Origin of the sequence: Streptomyces cyaneofuscatus, assembly GCF_000718135.1 — a bacterium.
GTDB lineage: Bacteria > Actinomycetota > Actinomycetes > Streptomycetales > Streptomycetaceae > Streptomyces > Streptomyces cyaneofuscatus.
The window spans coordinates 367,747-383,445 of record NZ_JOEM01000001.1 but is presented as its reverse complement, the minus strand read 5'-3'; the positions used below and the strand labels follow the sequence as shown (position 1 = coordinate 383,445).

Below are 15,699 nucleotides of genomic sequence, written 5' to 3'. Positions count from 1 at the left end.
GTGCTCAGGGCGCTCAGGCGGCCCCCGTGCCCCGGACCGCCCGGCCTGCCAGGACCGACGTGCGCCGGCCGTCCTCGATGACGAACCGGCCGTCGATCAGGACGTGCGGGATGCCCACCGGCAGCGTGCGCGGCTCCTCGAACGTGGAGCCCGCCGCCACCGTCTCCGGGTCGAAGAGCACCAGGTCCGCGCGGTAGCCCTCGCGCACCAGGCCCCGGTCCGCGAGCCGCAGCCGGGCGGCTGGGCGCGAGGTCAGGTGGGCCACGCACTCCTCCAGCGAGAGGATGCCCAACTCCCGTGCGTACCGTCCCAGATACTGCGGGAACGTGCCGTACGCCCTCGGGTGCGGCTTGTCGCCCTGGAGGATGCCGTCGCTGCCGCCGGTGTGCACCGGGTGACGCATGATCTGCCGGACGTTCTCCTCGTGGCCCACGTGCTGGAGGATCGTCGTCCCGAGCCGGTCCTCGGTGAGCAGCCGCCGCGCGGTCACCCAGGGCTCCTCGCCGAGCAGTTGGGCCGACCGGGCCACCGTACGGCCCACGTACTCGGCCAGGTGCGGGGCGCTGACGCCGGAGATCTCGATGGTGTCCCACTCGATCGGCACCCCGTGGCAGCCGTCCGAGCCGAGCACTTCCAGGTGGTGCCGTATCTTCTCCGCGCTCGAAGGGTCCGCGAGCCGGGTGAGGACCGACTCCGGTCCGCCCTCGCCCGCCCAGCTGGGCAGCATGGCCACCAGTGTTGTGCAGCCGGGGGTGTACGGGTAGGTGTCGAGCGAGATGTCGGAACCGGCGGCCAGTGCGCCGTCCAGCAGGGCGAGGAGGTCGGGCGCCTTGCCCTTGTTGACGCCGAAGTTCATGGTGGCGTGGGCGAGATGGAGGGCGCAGCCGGCGCTCTGGGTCAGCTGCACCATCTCCTCGTACGCTTCGAGCGCGCCCGCGCCGTAACTGCGGTGGTGCGGGCAGTAGTAGCCGCCGTGGCGGGCCACCACCCGGCAGAGTTCGGTGAGTTCGGCGTCGTCCGCGTACATGCCGGGGGTGTAGGTCAGCCCGGACGACATGCCGACCGCGCCCTCGCGCATGCCCTGGTCCACCAGCTCCTTCATCCGGGCCAGTTCGGCGTCGGTGGCCGGGCGGTCGTCCCAGCCGACGGCGAACATCCGGACCGTGCCCTGCGGGATCAGGTAGGCCGCGTTGACGGCGATGCCCTCGCCGCCGAAGTTGCGGTCCAGCCGGTCCAGATAGCCGCCGACCGTGCGCCAGTCGAAGTCGATGTCGGAGCCGTCGCCGTTCCAGCCGGTGATGGAGCGGCGGACCTCGGCGAGCGTACGGTCGTCGACCGGGGCGTACGACAGGCCGTCCTGGCCGAGGACTTCGAGGGTGACGCCCTGCGCCGCCTTTGCGCTGTGGTCCGGGTCGCGCAGCAGCGCCAGATCGCTGTGGGCGTGCATGTCGATGAAGCCGGGGGCCAGCGCGAGGCCGTCGGCGTCGACCGTGCGGGTGGCGGTGGGGCGGGGGCCGGGGGAGCCCTCGGGGTGGATCTCGGCGATCCGGCCGCCGTCGACCGCCACATCGGCGCGGTAGGACGGCTCGCCGGTGCCGTCGACGACGAGCGCGTCGCGCAGGACCAGGTCCATGGGTGACCTTTCAGGGGCGGGGGAGGGGAGGGGGTGGCGGCTACGGCTGCTCAGAGGAACGTGCGGATGCTGCTCAGAAGAACGTGCGGATGTAGTCGCTGACCGTGCCGTCCGCCTCCACCAGCGGGATCAGCTGCCACTTGTCGAAGCTGGTGCACGGGTGCGAGAGGCCCATGCCGACCCAGTCGCCCACCTCCAGCTCGGCCCCCGCCTCCGTACGCACCCAGGTGTGCTGGTCGGAGAGGCCGGTGACCGTGATCCCGGTGGCCGGGCGGACCGAGCCGTCCCGGGCGGAGCGGACCACCTGTGCCTCGGGCAGGTCGAGGTCGTACGCCGCGTCCCGCTTGCCCGCGTTCAGGAACGCCTGCTCGCCGGTCGGGCGGGAGACGACCTGGGCCCAGAGGCGGAAGGCAGGCTCCAGGGCGCCTTCCTCGGGGACCCGGTTGAAGGGGGTGAGGTGCTTGTAGTGGCCGTCGTCGTGGGAGACGTACGCGCCGGAGCGGAGCAACTTCAGTACGGGCGAGCTGAGTTCGGGGACCTCCGCGAAGACGTCCGCCACCGCGTCGAACCAGGCGCTGCCGCCCGCGCTGATGACGATCTCCTCTGCGCCGGTGAACCGCTTCTCGGCGTCGAAGGTGGCCGCGAGCGCGACGAGCCGCCGCAGCCACGCCCGTACGCGCTCCGGGTCCGCGTCCGGCACCTCGCCCTCGTACCCGGCCATGCCCACCAGCCGCAGCGACCCGGCCGCCGCCACCGCGTCGGCCACCGCCGCGCAGTCGGCCTCGGTCCGGGAGCCGGTGCGCGCGCCCTCGCCCGCGCCGAGCTCCACGACCACGTCGACGGGGCGGGTGGCGCCCGCCGCGCTCAGGGCCTCCTCCATCAGCTCGACCCCGCGCACGGAGTCGACGTAACAGATGAAGCGGAACTCCGGGTCGGCGCTCATCTCGCCGGCCAGCCAGCGCAGCGCGACCGGGTCGACCAGCTCGTTGGCGAGGAAGATGCGCCCGATCCCGTACGCGCGGTAGACCCGGGCCTGGTGCGGCACGGCGGCGGTGATGCCCCAGGCGCCGCGCTTCAGCTGGTCCGCGAAGAGCTGCGGGGACATGGAGGTCTTGCCGTGCGGGGCGAAGGCGAGGCCGTGGCGCTCCGCGTACGTCTCCAGCAGGGCGAGGTTGTGCTCCACCGACTCGGCGGAGAGGGCGAGGACGGGGGTGGTGAACCCGCCGGTGAAGAGGTTGCGGCGCTCGGCGGCGAGGGTGGCGACGGTCAGGCCCTCGGCGTCGGGCGGGAGCGCCTTGAAGCGGTGGTCGACGCGTTCTTCGGCGAGGCCGGCGGCCAGCTGCTCGGCTCGGGCGGTGAGGCTTTCGGCTGCCAAGGGAAGCTCCTCGAAGTACGTTGCATCATATGCAACACCCATTGCGCATATCGCTCAACGCTGTCTAACATCCGAGCCGATGCCCGGTCAATGGTGACCACCGGCCCGCACGCCGATCAGCGAGGAGCCTTCAGTGTCCGGACCCGCAGCAGGGACGGCCCGCGCCGACGCGACCACCGATGTCGTCTGTCTCGGTGAGTCCATGGTGACGTTCCTGCCCTCGCAGCCCGGCCGCCTCGCCGACGTACCGTCCTTCGGGCGGGGGATCGGGGGCGCCGAGTCCAACGTGGCCTGCGCGCTCGCCGCCGCCGGGCACCGGGCGGCCTGGGTGGGGCGGGTCGGGGCGGACGGCTTCGGTGACCACCTGGTCGAGACAATCGGGGGGTACGGGGTCGACACGTCGGCCGTGCGGCGGGATCCGGTGCGTCCGACGGGGATCTACTTCCGTACGGCGACGGATCGCGGGGCGGGGGCGCACGAGGTGGCCTACTACCGGGCCGGGTCGGCGGCCTCGGCGATGTCGCCGGCGAATGTGCCGTACGAGGAAGTCTTCGCGGGGCGTGTGCTGCACCTGTCCGGGATCACGGCTGCGCTGTCGGCGGACTGTCTGGAGCTGCTGCGGAACCTCACCGCGCCCCGGCCCGGCCGCCCGCTGGTGTCGTTCGACGTGAACCACCGGCCGCATCTGTGGCGGGGCGGTGATGCCACCGTGCTGCTGGAGCTGGCCCGCCGCTGTGACCTGGTGTTCGTCGGGGAGGACGAGGCGGAGGAGGCGTGGGGGATCGTGGGCGCGGAGGCGATCCGGGCGGCGCTGCCGGAGCCGGGCGTGGTGGTCGTGAAGCGGGGGAGCGCGGGCGCAACGGTGTTCTCGGGGCTCCGCCCCGGACCCCGCTCCTCAAACGCCGGAGGGGCTGAAAACACCCCGGCCTCGCGCTCCACGGAAGGCGCCGGGGCTGAAAATGCCCCGGCCTCGCGCTCCGGGGAGGGCGGAGAGGCTGAGGTGGTCACCCAGGTCCCCGCCCTCCGCGTAGACGTCGTCGCCGCCGTCGGGGCCGGGGATGCCTTTGCCGCCGGGTTTCTCTCCGCCACCCTGCGCGGGCTCCCCGTCCGCGACCGGGTCCGGCACGGGCATCTCATGGCCGCCGCCGTCCTCACCGTCCCCGGTGACCTCACCGAGCCGCCCGCCCGCGACCACGCCGACCGCCTCGTCGCCCTCGACGACGAGGCCTGGGGGAGACTTCGTCTCGGCCCCGGCTGGACCGCAGCCGACCGGGCCCCCGAGGAGGTACGTACGCCATGAGCCAGACCGTCGACCGGGCACTCAGCATCCTGCCGCTGCTCGCCCAGGGACCCGCCGACCTCGGCCAGGTCGCCGAGCGGCTCGGCGTCCACAAGTCCACGGCGCTGCGCCTGCTGCGTACGCTCCACGAGCACGGGCTCGTCTACCGCCAGCAGGACCAGCGCTACCGCCTCGGCGCCCGCCTCTTCGCGCTCGCGCAGGAGGCCGTCGAGAACCTCGACGTACGCGAGATCGCCCATCCGCATCTGGTCGAGCTGAACGACCGGTGCGGGCACACCGTGCACCTCGCCGTCTACGAGGAGCAGGAAGTCCTCTACATCGACAAGGTCGAGAGCCGCTACCCGGTCCGGATGTACTCGCGGATCGGCAAGCCCGTCGCGATCACCGTCGCGGCCGTGGCCAAACTGCTGCTCGCCGACCTCACCGAGCCCGAGCGGCGCGCGATCGCCGAGAAGCTCGACTACCCCATGTACACGTCCCGTTCGACGCCGAATGCGGCCGCCTTCCTCAAGGAGCTGGCCGTCGTGCGCGAACAGGGCTGGGCCACCGACCTCGGTGGCCACGAGGAGTCCATCAACTGCATCGGCGCCCCCATCCGCGGCGCGGACGGCCGGGTCGTCGCGGCCATGTCGGTGTCCGCACCGAACGTGGTCGTCACGGCCGAGGAACTCCTCACCCTGCTCCCGCTGGTCCGGCGCACCGCCGAGACCATCAGCCGGGAGTATTCCGGCACCAACCGACCCAAGAAAGTCTGATCAGCCATGACCGAGAAGACCGCCCTCACCCCCTCCACCCACACCACCCCGCCGGCGAAGTTCTCGCACGGCGTGCGGAAGGGGAACATCCTCCAGGTCGCCGGCCAGGTCGGCTTCCTCCCCGCCGTCGAGGGCCAGGCCCCGACGCCCGCCGGCCCCACCCTGCGCGAGCAGACCCTCCAGACCTTCGCCAACGTCAAGGCGATCCTGGAGGAGGGCGGCGCGAGCTGGGACGACGTGATGATGATGCGCGTCTACCTCACGGACGTGGACCACTTCGCGGAGATGAACGAGATCTACAACGCGTACTTCGCCGAGCAGAACCTCAAGGAGGCCCCCTCGGCCCGTACGACGGTCTACGTCGGCCTGCCCAAGGGCCTGCTGATCGAGATCGACGCGCTCGCGGTGCTCAGCTGACGGTCCCGGCTCAGCTGACCGTTCCTGCTTCACCGAAGGTCCTGCCGCACTGATCGCCGTGCTCCACCCGCAGCAACGCTCCACCTCGCCGTCCGGCACGGCGTCCCGTCCCCCGGGGGCGCCGTGCCGCGCTCCCCCCTGCCCTCCTCCAGCACCACCGGAGTCCCCTTGTTTCTCGCCGCCACCCCACCGCCGGTCGAGACGCCACCGCACACCGGTGGCCTGCTCCTCCTGATCGACGGCACCGCCGGTCTGCTGACCGTCGCCGCCCTCGGTATCGCGCTCCTCCTCTTCCTGATCATCAAGGTCAGGCTCCAGCCGTTCGTCGCCCTGCTCGCGGTCTCCATAGCCGTCGGCCTCGGCGCCGGGCTCTCGGTCACCGAACTCTTCGGCACCGTGCAGAAATCCGCCGCCGTCTCGGTCATCGAGTCCGGCATGGGCGGCATCCTCGGCCATGTCGCGATCATCATCGGGCTCGGTACGATGCTCGGCGCGATCCTCGAAGTGTCGGGCGGCGCCGAGGTGCTGAGCGCCCGCCTGCTGAACGCCTTCGGTGAGAAGCGGGCCCCGCTCGCCATGGGGATGACGGGCCTCGTCTTCGGTATCCCGGTCTTCTTCGACGTCGGTATCTTCGTCCTCGCGCCGATCGTGTACGCGGCCGCCAAGCGCTCCGGAAAATCGATTCTGCTCTATGCCATGCCGCTGCTGGCGGGGCTGTCGATGACTCATGCGTTCCTGCCCCCGCACCCGGGGCCGGTGGCCGCCGCCGGACTCTTCAACGTGTCGCTGGGCTGGGTCATCCTGATGGGCGTCGTGGTCGGCGTCCCGTCCGTCATCGCCGCCTGGGCGTACGCCGCCTGGATCGGCAAGCGGATCTTCGTCGACGTACCGCAGGACATGGTGGAGGCAGCCGCCGAGGCCAAGGAGGCCGTCGCCGCCGAGCAGCGCGCCGCCGGAGTCACCCCGCACGAGAAGCCGGTCCCGCTCGCCACGGTCCTCGCGATCATCGGGACCCCGCTGATCCTGATCCTCGCCGCGACGTTCTCCTCCATCGCGCTGGACCCCTCCACCCTCCGCTCGGTGATCGAGTTCTTCGGCAACCCGTTCGTCGCCCTGACGATCGCCCTGTTCCTCGCGTACTACCTGCTCGGCATCCGCCGCGGCTGGTCCCGCAAGTCGCTGGAGTCCGTCTCCACGTCGTCGCTGAAGCCCGTCGGCAACATCCTGCTGGTGGTCGGCGCGGGCGGCATCTTCGGTGCCGTACTCAAGGGCAGCGGCATCGCGGACGCGCTGGCCGACACGTTCAACGACGTGGGCCTGCCGGTCATCCTGCTCGCCTGGCTGATCTCGGTCGTCCTGCGCGTCGCCCAGGGCTCGGCCACCGTCGCGATCGTCACCACGGCCGGGATCGTGGTCCCGCTGGTCGAGGGCCAGGACCTGTCCCAGGCCCACCTCGCGCTGATCATCATGGCGATCTCGGCGGGCTCGATCTTCGCCTCGCACGTGAACGACGGCGGCTTCTGGATGGTGTCGAAGTACTTCGGCATCTCGGAACGCGACACGCTGAAGTCCTGGACGGTGCTGGAGACGGTGCTGTCGGTGGCCGGCTTCGTGGTCGCGGCGCTGCTCAGCCTGGTGATCTAGCGCGTCTCGTCCGGGGCGGCCCGGATCAGACGGCCATGACCGGGACGTCGTACTGCGGGCTCCACTTGTCGCGGGTGACGATGGTCATGCCTTCGCTCTGCGCCTTGGGCGACCAGTATCCGGTCGAAGGGGTCGCGGTGCAGCGCGGGCAGCCCGCTCGCCCGAACCCCGTGTCCCGCGGTGATCGGCAGTGAGGTGAACCGGCTGTCGCGTACGCGCTCCGCCAGGTCGTCCGGGCCGTCCAGCTTCTCCAGGGACTGCTTGACGGCGACTCCCACGCGGAGACCGCGCTGAGGTGGACGGAGGGTTCCGTGTCGAGGAGATCCTTCACCTGGTCGGAGAGCTCGTCGGAGTCCCCGGAGCCACCAGAGGATCACATGGGTGTCGAGCAGGAGACGCATCAGCGCATCCCGCAGGCGTCGGCGATGTCGTCGGGCAGCTCGTCGAAGTCGTCCGCGATGTGGGTGCGTCCCGCCAGCGACCCGCGTCCGGTCCTCCTCACCTTCGGGCGAAGGGGCACCACCTTGGCGACCGGCTCGCCGGCCTCGCTGATGACGACCTCCTCACCGGTGGCGACCTGCTCCAGGATTCGGGAGAGGTGAGTTTTGGCCTCGTGCACGTTGTACTGCCGGGCTGCTTCCACGGCTGCCTCACCAGAGGAGTAGGGGTTGACCAAGTGCCGGACCAACTAAGTCCACCTCAGGCTAATAGGAGCTGACTTGGGCTTCCCCCTGAGTTGCCTGGGGCCACCCCCGTGGCGCCACTCCCGCCCACCGATCCGTGCACGCCCCCTTGTGCCGCCCCGCCGATTGCGCTTCCTTGATCGGCATGGCGGAGACAAGCGCAACCACAGAGACAGGGGAGCCGGCCTCCCGACCACGTAAATCCAGCTGGAAGTACATCGGCCCCGGCATCGTCGTCGCGGCGACCGGGGTCGGGGCCGGGGATCTGGTCGCGACGCTGATCGCGGGCAGCAAGTTCGGGTACACCCTGATGTGGGCGGCGGTGATCGGGTGCGTCGTCAAGATCTCGCTCGCCGAGGCGGCCGGCCGCTGGCATCTGGCGACCGGGCGCACGCTCTTCGACGGGTGGCGCAGCATCGGGGCGTGGACGACCGTCTACTTCGCGATCTACGTCGTCGTCTGGGGCTTCATCTACGGGGCCACGGCCATGTCCTCCAGCGCCCTGCCCATCGTGGCGCTCTTCCCGGACGGGCCGGGGCTGAAGTTCTGGGCGATCGTCACCGGGCTGATCGGACTGGCCTTCGTCTGGTTCAACCGGTACGCCGTCTTCGAGAAGGTCATGACGGTCCTGATCGGCATCATGTTCGTGGTGGTCGTGTACGTGGCCGCCCGGGTCGCGCCGGATGTGGGGGCCTCGTTCGCCGGGCTCGTCCCCGTACTGCCGGACGGTTCGCTGCTCTACACGCTCGGGCTGATCGGCGGCGTCGGCGGTACGATCACCATGGCGGCGTACGGGTACTGGGTCAACGCCAAGGGGTGGAGCAACTCCTCCTGGATGAAGGTGATGCGGCTCGACAACCGGGTCGCCTACGTCACCACCGGGATCTTCGTCGTGGCGATGCTCATCGTCGGTGCCGAGCTGCTGCACGCCTCGCAGATCGCCCTCACCTCCGGCGACCGCGGGCTGATCGACCTGGGCAAGGTGCTGGAGGACCGGTTCGGGGCGGGCACCGCGAAGCTCTTCCTGGTCGGCTTCTTCGCCACGTCGTTCTCGTCGCTGATCGGGGTCTGGCACGGGGTGAGCCTGATGTTCGCCGACTTCGTGGAGCGGTTCCGGGCGCCCGTGGATCCGGACGAGCAGCACGCCGGGCCCGCCGTCGTCGACCGGCAGCAGCGCTCGCTGCCGTTCCGCGCGTACCTGCTCTGGCTGACCTTCCCGCCGATGACCCTGCTCTGGCTGGACGAGCCGTTCGGCCTGGTCATCGCGTACGGGGTGCTCGGCGCGTTCTTCATGCCCTTCCTCGCCCTGACCCTGCTCTGGCTGCTCAACTCCGCCCGTACGCCCAGGCAATGGCGCAACGGCTGGGTCAGTAACGGGATGCTGGCCCTGGCCGGGCTGCTGTTCATCGTGCTGTGTGTGCAGCAGGTGCGTGAACTGCCCTGGTGAAGCAGGGAGCTTACGGAACACCGCAGCGCCGCCGGGGGAGCGGCGGCGCTGCAGGTTTCGGGGTGGTGCTACCGGTTGCGGTTACGGCAGGCTGCGGACGTGCGGGCCGACCGCCTTCGACCAGGCGAACCCGGCCGTCGCGTCCCAGTTGGTCGACCAGGTCATCGCGCCACGGAGCGACGGGTAGGTCTTCGAGGGCTTGAACGAACCGCAGTTGGTGCCCTTGGTCAGGCAGTCCAGGGCGGCGTTCACGATCGACGGGGCGACGTAGCCGCTGCCCGCGCCGCGGGTGGAGGCCGGGACACCGATGCCGACCTGGCTCGGGTCGAGGCCGCCCTCCAGCTGGATGCAGGCGAGCGCGGTGAGGAAGTCCACCGAGCCCTGCGAGTACACCTTGCCGTCGCAGCCGAGCATCGAACCGCTGTTGTAGTACTGCATGTTGACGACGGTCAGGATGTCCTTGATGTTGAGTGCCGTCTTGAAGTACTCACCGGACGTCGACTGCATGTCGATGGTCTGCGGCGCCATCGTGATGACGAGCCCGCTGCCCGCCTTCGCCGACAGCTGGCGCAGTGCCTTCGTCATGTAGGTCGCGTTGAGGCCGTTCTCCAGGTCGATGTCGACCCCGTTGAAGCCGTAGTCCTGCATCAGCGCGTACACCGAGTTGGCGAAGGCGGTGGCGGAGGCGTCGTTGTCGATCCGGACCGTGCCGAGCTCGCCGCCGATCGAGATGATGACGTTCTTGCCCTGCGCCTGCTTCGTCTTGATGTCCGCGCGGAACTGGGCGTCGGTGTAGCCGCCGAGGCCGGCGCTGTCCAGCTTGAAGGTGACCGCGCCCGGCGTCGGCGTGGCGTCCGCGAAGGAGACCGCGATGATGTCGTAGTCGGCCGGGACGTCGGTGAGCTTCTGGACGGCCGCTCCGTTGTTGAAGTTCTGCCAGTAGCCGGTCACCGCGTGCTTGGGCACCGAGGGGCCGGGACCGCCCGAACCGGGCTTGGCCGTACGGGCGCTGACGGCGGCGGACTTGACCGACTCACCGGCCGCGTTGGTGGCGCTCACCGTGAACTGGTACGCGGTGTCGGCGGCCAGCCCCGTGACGGTCGCCGAGGTCCCGGTGGAGGTGGTGGCCTGCGCACCGTCCCGGTAGACCTTGTAGCCCGTGGCGCCGGAGACCGCGTTCCAGGACAGGGCGACGGAGGAGGTCGTCGTGGCGCCCGCGGTGAGACCGGCGGGGGCCGCCGGGATGACCGGGCCGGGGCCGTCCCCGCCGCCACCACCGTCGGGGCCGGTGACCTCGACGTCGTCGGCGAAGTAGGCGGACTGCCCGTACCAGCCGTGGGTGTAGACGGTCACCGACGTGGTGTTGGCGCCCGTCTTGAAGCTCGTGGACAGCTTGGTCCAGGTGGTGGAGCCCGGCGTCCAGGTGGAGACGTCGGTCGTTCCGCTGCCGGTCACCCCGAGGTAGGCGTAACCGCCCTGCACCCAGGAGCTCAGCGCGTACGTCGAGTTGGGCTTCACGGCCACGGTCTGCGTGCACTTGGCGTGGTCCTGGCCGGCCGGGGTGGCCTTCAGCGCGGACGTGCCGCTGCGCACGGGGGTGGAGACGGTGGCGCCGCTCCCGGCGGAACAGGACCAGTTGGCGAGCCCCGACTCGAAGCCCGCGTTCTTGGCGTTGTTGACGTCGGCGGCCTGGGCGGTGGAGACGAGGCCGGTGACGGTCAGGGCGCCCGCCGCGATGACGGCCATGGCGCCGCCGAGGAACGGACGGGAGGTGTTCCTTCTGCGTCTTCTGCTGCCTGCGGAGCGTTGCACGTGGGCCTCCGGTGGGGAGTTGGTGGTGCGTGGCGGGGGTGGTGCGGCGGTGCGGGCGTGCCGGACGGACGGGTGCACGGCGGCGGGGATGGGGAAGGCCGTGCGGGTGGAGCGGAAGCGGTCGTCACCGCTGGCGGATAAACTGGTCCAGACCAATCAAGTTGTCAAGACCTCTGGCAGTGAAAGGGGCTTCCGGAGGGGGCGGCGGCCGCTCGCGCGGGAGGTCCGGAGGAGTGCCCGCGAGGTGCTCGGTGAAGCGTCCCGGGCCGGAATTTCTTTGCCGGACGGCACCCCCGCGCCCGTACCGCGTTACCCCCACGGGTGATCTTGCCGAAGGCCTTCGTACCGTGACGAAACCGCCCGCCGAAATGATCCGGAACGCGCCCCTATCCGCCCTGACGTGCGGGAATGAAAGCGCGCCCGGATTCCGGATGACGGGTTCGGTAACGCTCCGCAGTGGTGGAGAAGTTGACCGGAATCGATTTCATCCCGTTTAGCACCCGACCCCCGTACGAACGGTGTTCGCATGATGACGCACTGGTCTCCGATAACTGTTCTCTGCCTGGTGAGACGTGGCTAAAGTGCTGGGGCAGGAGCACGGAGCAGGAGCGATTGCGGCCGACGTCTCGACGGCGGCCGGAGCCGAACGGGGAAGAGCGTGCCGACCGCAATAGCAGTGACGAGTGCAGATCTGGTGCTGCCGCCCACCGATCAGCAGACACCGACCGCGGCCCTGCTCCAGGCCCCCGAAGCCCAGGTCCTGGAGCTGGCGATCGGCGACATGCATCTGCTGCTCGAACAGCACGGATATGTGATCGCCCTCTACCCCTCCGGCATCCGGCCCGAGCACGAACGCCGGCTCCACTCCATCCGCTCGGTCCTGGAGAGCGACCGGATCGCCCTGGTCAAGGTCGACCTGCCGCCCCTCGGCGTGGCCGTACTCGTCCGCCAGCTCCGGCAGTTGTCCATCTGCGACTTCAGCCCCGGCGTCGTCGCCTCCGCCGCCCGGCTGCTGTCGCACTACATCTACGCCGGCGCCCTGCTCAACTCGGTCGCCAAGCTCGACCGGGTCCCGGTCAGCCTCAAGAGCCATGCCAGGTCCTGGGTGCCCGGCTCCCAGTTCGCCGTACTCGCCGGCCCCGAACCGCAGCTGATCAAGGTGGGCCCGGCCGCCGAACCCCTGGCCGGACCGGAATTCCGTACGCATCTTCTCGTCGCCCAGGGGCAGTTGCAGTCGGACTGGGTACAGGAGACCCTCGCGCCCGCCTGGAAGGTCCAGGCCGTACACGACACGCGCCTTCCCGCCGACTCCGCGCGCTGGTGGGGCACGGGACGGCTGGTGGAGTTCGCCGCCCATCTCCCGGACCTCTCCGTGCTGTACCAGCTGGTCTCCTCCGTCCGCCGGGAGCGGTGCCACTGGTGCGAGATGGAACTCATCGGCGACCGCTGCGCCTTCTGTTCCGCACCGCTCGCCGCCCCCGAGAACCGCAGGCCGTCCGGCGGTGTCCTTCAGCTGGAAGCCGGAGAGCGTTCCGGACCCTAGGCCCGCCCGGCCCAGGTGCCCGGTCCCCGGCCCGTACCGCCTCACCGCGCATCCCTCTCTGTCCGCTGCCCCACGCATCCGATTCGAACGAGGTTGTCCGGCCATGAACTCCCGCCAGCGCCGCGGCGTGATACTCCTGCTCCTGTCGGTCCTGTGTGCCTTCGGTGCCTTCGCCGGCGTGCTCTCGGTGATCAGCGATGTGAACTCCAAGGTCGGCCCCGAGGTGACGGCCTACCAGCTGAAATCCGACGTGGCCCCGTACACGGCGCTGAACAGCGGCCAGTTCGAGAAGATCGCGATGCCCAAGCGCTGGCTGTCGGAGAACGCCGTGACCGACCTGCGGGAGGTCGAGGGGAAGATCGCCGTCACCGAGCTCCGCGGCGGCTCGCTCCTCCAGTCGGACATGATGGTGCGCAAACCCGAACTCCGCGCCGGTGAGCAGGAGATCGCCATCATGATCGACGCCGCCACCGGCGTCGCCGGCAAGATCACACCGGGCGCCACGGTCAACATCTACGCCACCTTCGCGGGCGAGCAGCAGCAGGAGAACGCCGAACCCGCCCAGTCCAAGGTCATCGTCTCCAACGCCAAGGTGCTGGAGGTCGGCAAGCTCACCGCGCTCAACCCGAGCGGCGACGACCGGCGCACCCAGATGACCGAGGCCGTGCCGATCACCTTCGCCCTGAACACGCTGGACACCCAGCGCATCGCCTACGCCGAGTCCTTCGCGGAGCACGTACGTCTCGCACTCGTCGCCCCCGGCAGCGACGGCACCATCCGCCCGGGCGACCGCACCTACACCCTCGACAAGGACAAGTGAGGGACCGGATGACCACCAGAATCCTCCCGGCCGTGGCCGACCCCGACGCGGCCCGCGCCCTCACCACCCTGCTCAGCCAGCTGCCCGACGCCGAACCGGCGGCCCCGGTCACCGACTCGACCCAGCTGATCGACACCCTGGCCCGCCTCGCGGGCGAGGCCCTGGACGAGCTGCCCGAAGTGGTGCTGGTGCACGAGCGGATCGGCCCGGTCCCGGCCCTGGAGCTGATCCGGGAGGTGTCCCTGCGGTTCCCTTCCGTCGGGGTCGTCATGATCACCACGGACGCCAGTCCCCACCTCTTCGCCGACGCGATGGACTCCGGCGCCCGCGGTCTGGTCACCCTGCCGGTGGGGTACGAGGAGCTCGCCAACCGGGTCCAGGCCGCGGCCCAGTGGTCCACCGGCGTACGCCGCCACCTCTCCTCCGCGGGCGACGTCTTCACCGGCCCCGGGGGCACAGTCGTCACCGTCACCGGCGCCAAGGGCGGCGTCGGCGCCACCGTCACCGCCATCCAGCTCGCCCTGGCCGCCCAGGCGTCCGGCCACACCGTCGCCCTGGTCGACATGGACCTCCAGACCGGCGACATCGCCTCCTTCCTCGACGTACAGTTCCGGCGCTCGCTCGTCGACCTCGCCCTGATCACCGACATCTCGCCCCGGGTCCTCGCCGACGCCGTCTTCTCCCACTCCACCGGCCTCGCCCTGCTGCTCGCCCCCGGCGAGGGCGAACGCGGCGAGGAGGTGAGCGACCGCTCGGCCCGCCAGATCGTCAGCGCCCTGCGCTCCCGGTACGAGATCGTCGTCATCGACTGCGGCGGCCAGATGAACGGGGCCAACGCGGCGGCCATCGAGATGGCGGACACGGCCCTGCTGGTGACGACCCCGGACGTGGTCGCGGTGCGCGGCGCCAAACGCGTCGTACGGATGTGGGAACGGCTCCAGATCCGCAAGGCCGAGGAGACCGTCACCCTGGTCAACCGCTTCACCCGCAACACCGAGATCCAGCCGCCCCTGATCCAGAAGATCACCGGCACCCGGGTCGCCTCCGCGGCGGTCCCCGCCAACTTCAAGGAGCTCCAGGCCGCCGTCGACTCCGGCCGCCTGCACGAACTGGACGCCAAGAGCACGGTCAAGCAGGCCCTGTGGGGGCTGGCCGGAGAGCTGGGCATCGTCAAGCCGAGCGTGACCGCCAAGAAGTCCGGCGGCGTTCTGGCCAAGAGGAACAGCGGCACCTTCAAGAACGACCGGGGCTCGACCGGAAGCCCGCGCCGCCGGCGCGGCGGGCCCGCCGACGCTGAGGGGACACGTTGAGCGATGACGACCACCACGAGGACGGCCCGCACCGGCATACGGGGGCTCAGGGACCTCCGGGAGCGCCCCGGCCCCGGGCGGCTCCGGCACCCCCGCCCCGGGCCCAGGAGGCTTCGGCGCCCCAGCCCCGGCCCCGGGCGGCTCCGGCGTCCGCGGGGAGGTGACCGGGGGCAGACCTCGGTCGAGTTCCTGGGGATGACCCCCTTCATCATCCTGATCATGCTCGTGCTCTGGGAGTGCGCCCTGATCGGCTACACCTTCAGCCTCGCGGGCAACGCGGCGGACGTCGGCGCGCGCAAGGGGAGCGGCGCGGAGTACGGGGCGGACGCGGCGTGCCGGGCGGGCGCGCTGAAGGACCTGCCCGACGCCTGGTCGGGCGCGGCCCGGGTGGACTGCGGCCGGGGCTCGGGTCTCTACGAGGCGACGGTGACGCTCAAGGTGCCGGTGCTGGTGCCCGGCCTCTTCGACCTGGACATCGACATCGACGGCGAAGCCGGATCGGCGCTGGAGGACTGAGCGATGACGACGACCCTGCCGTACAGCGGACGCATCAGGGCGGGACGGTCCGGAGGGCCCGGGCGGGCCGCGAAGGGCCGTGACCGGGGCCGTGACCGGGGCCAGGTCGCCCTGGAGTACCTCGGCTTCCTCCCTCTCCTGCTCCTCGTCGCCATGGGGGCCCTCCAGCTCGGCCTCGCCGCGTACGCCGCCAACCAGGCGGGCACGGCCGCACGCGCCGGAGCCCGTACGGCGGCCAGCTACGACGCTCACGGCGACCCGCGGTCGACGGCCCGCAGCGCGGTGAGCGGCTGGCTGGGCGACGGCGGGTTCCGGTACAGCCAGCGCGGCGGCCGGGACATCACCGCCACGGTCCAGGTCAAGGTCCCCTCCGTCGTCCCCGGCCTGGACGGCTGGTGGGCGAAGCGGAGCGCCACGATGCCGCGCGAGTAGCGCCCCTCACCA

General features: G+C 70.8%; 14 protein-coding genes and 1 pseudogene. 10 read left to right on the top strand and 5 right to left on the bottom strand.

The genetic code is table 11. The annotated features are described in order from the left end of the window. Positions 1-13: 13 nt before the first annotated feature. The gene (locus IF17_RS0101835; RefSeq protein ID WP_030561423.1) at positions 14-1,633 is read right to left on the bottom strand and encodes an N-acyl-D-amino-acid deacylase family protein; all 1,620 of its coding nucleotides are present in this window, start codon (positions 1,631-1,633) and stop codon (positions 14-16) included. 73 nt (positions 1,634-1,706) lie between these two features. Then, complete coding sequence (locus IF17_RS0101830) at positions 1,707-3,050, bottom strand: alanine racemase (protein WP_244890402.1); 1,344 nt, start codon at positions 3,048-3,050, stop codon at positions 1,707-1,709. A 91-nt stretch (positions 3,051-3,141) separates the two neighbouring features. Between IF17_RS0101830 and IF17_RS0101825 the strand changes: the two genes are divergently transcribed. The 4 genes from IF17_RS0101825 to IF17_RS0101810 all read left to right on the top strand — a co-directional run bounded on the left by IF17_RS0101825 (position 3,142) and on the right by IF17_RS0101810 (position 7,124). Beyond that, on the top strand, positions 3,142-4,308 hold the full coding sequence (locus IF17_RS0101825; protein WP_030561419.1) for a sugar kinase: 1,167 nt from the start codon (positions 3,142-3,144) through the stop codon (positions 4,306-4,308). After that, a complete protein-coding gene (locus tag IF17_RS0101820; RefSeq protein WP_018510320.1) occupies positions 4,305-5,063 on the top strand; it encodes an IclR family transcriptional regulator in 759 nt (252 codons plus the stop codon). Before IF17_RS0101825 ends, IF17_RS0101820 begins: the two co-directional genes overlap by 4 nt. Positions 5,064-5,069: 6 nt before the next feature. Then, positions 5,070-5,480 carry a RidA family protein gene (locus IF17_RS0101815; protein WP_030561417.1) on the top strand — a complete coding sequence of 137 codons (411 nt, stop codon included), beginning with the start codon at positions 5,070-5,072 and terminating at the stop codon, positions 5,478-5,480. Positions 5,481-5,648: 168 nt separating this feature from the next. Then, positions 5,649-7,124, top strand: coding sequence for a GntP family permease (locus IF17_RS0101810; RefSeq protein WP_030561415.1), 1,476 nt, complete (start codon positions 5,649-5,651; stop codon positions 7,122-7,124). A 25-nt stretch (positions 7,125-7,149) separates the two neighbouring features. Here IF17_RS0101810 and IF17_RS1000000137455 read toward each other — a convergent pair. After that, positions 7,150-7,525, bottom strand: a pseudogene (locus IF17_RS1000000137455) (type II toxin-antitoxin system VapC family toxin). Next, on the bottom strand, positions 7,525-7,767 hold the full coding sequence (locus IF17_RS0101800) for a type II toxin-antitoxin system Phd/YefM family antitoxin (RefSeq protein ID WP_030561413.1): 243 nt from the start codon (positions 7,765-7,767) through the stop codon (positions 7,525-7,527). Before IF17_RS0101800 ends, IF17_RS1000000137455 begins: the two are co-directional and overlap by 1 nt. 185 nt (positions 7,768-7,952) lie before the next feature. On the opposite strand from IF17_RS0101800, the gene IF17_RS0101795 reads away from it, so the two are divergent. After that, a complete protein-coding gene (locus tag IF17_RS0101795; protein WP_030561411.1) occupies positions 7,953-9,254 on the top strand; it encodes an Nramp family divalent metal transporter in 1,302 nt (433 codons plus the stop codon). A gap of 81 nt (positions 9,255-9,335) precedes the next feature. Here the strand turns inward: IF17_RS0101795 and IF17_RS0101790 are convergent, their stop codons facing one another. After that, positions 9,336-11,066: a chitinase gene (locus tag IF17_RS0101790; protein ID WP_309544400.1), complete on the bottom strand. Its 1,731-nt coding sequence runs from the start codon at positions 11,064-11,066 to the stop codon at positions 9,336-9,338. A 676-nt stretch (positions 11,067-11,742) separates the two neighbouring features. Between IF17_RS0101790 and IF17_RS0101785 the strand changes: the two genes are divergently transcribed. From IF17_RS0101785 to IF17_RS01000000136080, 5 genes are all read left to right on the top strand, one after another. Beyond that, a complete protein-coding gene (locus IF17_RS0101785) occupies positions 11,743-12,609 on the top strand; it encodes a hypothetical protein (RefSeq protein ID WP_030561406.1) in 867 nt (288 codons plus the stop codon). Between the two features lie 103 nt (positions 12,610-12,712). Then, positions 12,713-13,429, top strand: coding sequence for a Flp pilus assembly protein CpaB (gene cpaB, locus IF17_RS0101780; protein ID WP_030561404.1), 717 nt, complete (start codon positions 12,713-12,715; stop codon positions 13,427-13,429). Positions 13,430-13,437: 8 nt separating this feature from the next. After that, positions 13,438-14,739 (top strand): CpaE/TadZ family protein, encoded by a 1,302-nt coding sequence (locus IF17_RS0101775; RefSeq protein WP_030561402.1) that lies wholly within the window; start codon positions 13,438-13,440, stop codon positions 14,737-14,739. Between the two features lie 3 nt (positions 14,740-14,742). Further along, the gene (locus IF17_RS1000000140200) at positions 14,743-15,255 is read left to right on the top strand and encodes a TadE/TadG family type IV pilus assembly protein (RefSeq protein ID WP_030561400.1); all 513 of its coding nucleotides are present in this window, start codon (positions 14,743-14,745) and stop codon (positions 15,253-15,255) included. 3 nt (positions 15,256-15,258) lie between these two features. Further along, positions 15,259-15,687, top strand: a complete 429-nt coding sequence (locus tag IF17_RS01000000136080) for a TadE/TadG family type IV pilus assembly protein (RefSeq protein ID WP_030561398.1) — start codon at positions 15,259-15,261, stop codon at positions 15,685-15,687. Positions 15,688-15,699: the final 12 nt, after the last annotated feature.

Excerpts from the sequence above, each read along its gene's own strand:
- IF17_RS0101835 (WP_030561423.1), bottom strand. The coding sequence starts at position 1,633 with ATGGACCTGGTCCTGCGCGACGCGCTCGTCGTCGACGGCACCGGCGAG.
- IF17_RS0101815 (WP_030561417.1), top strand. The coding sequence starts at position 5,070 with ATGACCGAGAAGACCGCCCTCACCCCCTCCACCCACACCACCCCGCCG.
- cpaB (WP_030561404.1), top strand. The coding sequence starts at position 12,713 with ATGAACTCCCGCCAGCGCCGCGGCGTGATACTCCTGCTCCTGTCGGTC.
- IF17_RS0101820 (WP_018510320.1), top strand. The coding sequence starts at position 4,305 with ATGAGCCAGACCGTCGACCGGGCACTCAGCATCCTGCCGCTGCTCGCC.
- IF17_RS0101795 (WP_030561411.1), top strand. The coding sequence starts at position 7,953 with ATGGCGGAGACAAGCGCAACCACAGAGACAGGGGAGCCGGCCTCCCGA.
- IF17_RS01000000136080 (WP_030561398.1), top strand. The coding sequence starts at position 15,259 with ATGACGACGACCCTGCCGTACAGCGGACGCATCAGGGCGGGACGGTCC.
- IF17_RS0101830 (WP_244890402.1), bottom strand. The coding sequence starts at position 3,050 with ATGGGTGTTGCATATGATGCAACGTACTTCGAGGAGCTTCCCTTGGCA.
- IF17_RS0101775 (WP_030561402.1), top strand. The coding sequence starts at position 13,438 with ATGACCACCAGAATCCTCCCGGCCGTGGCCGACCCCGACGCGGCCCGC.
- IF17_RS1000000140200 (WP_030561400.1), top strand. The coding sequence starts at position 14,743 with ATGACGACCACCACGAGGACGGCCCGCACCGGCATACGGGGGCTCAGG.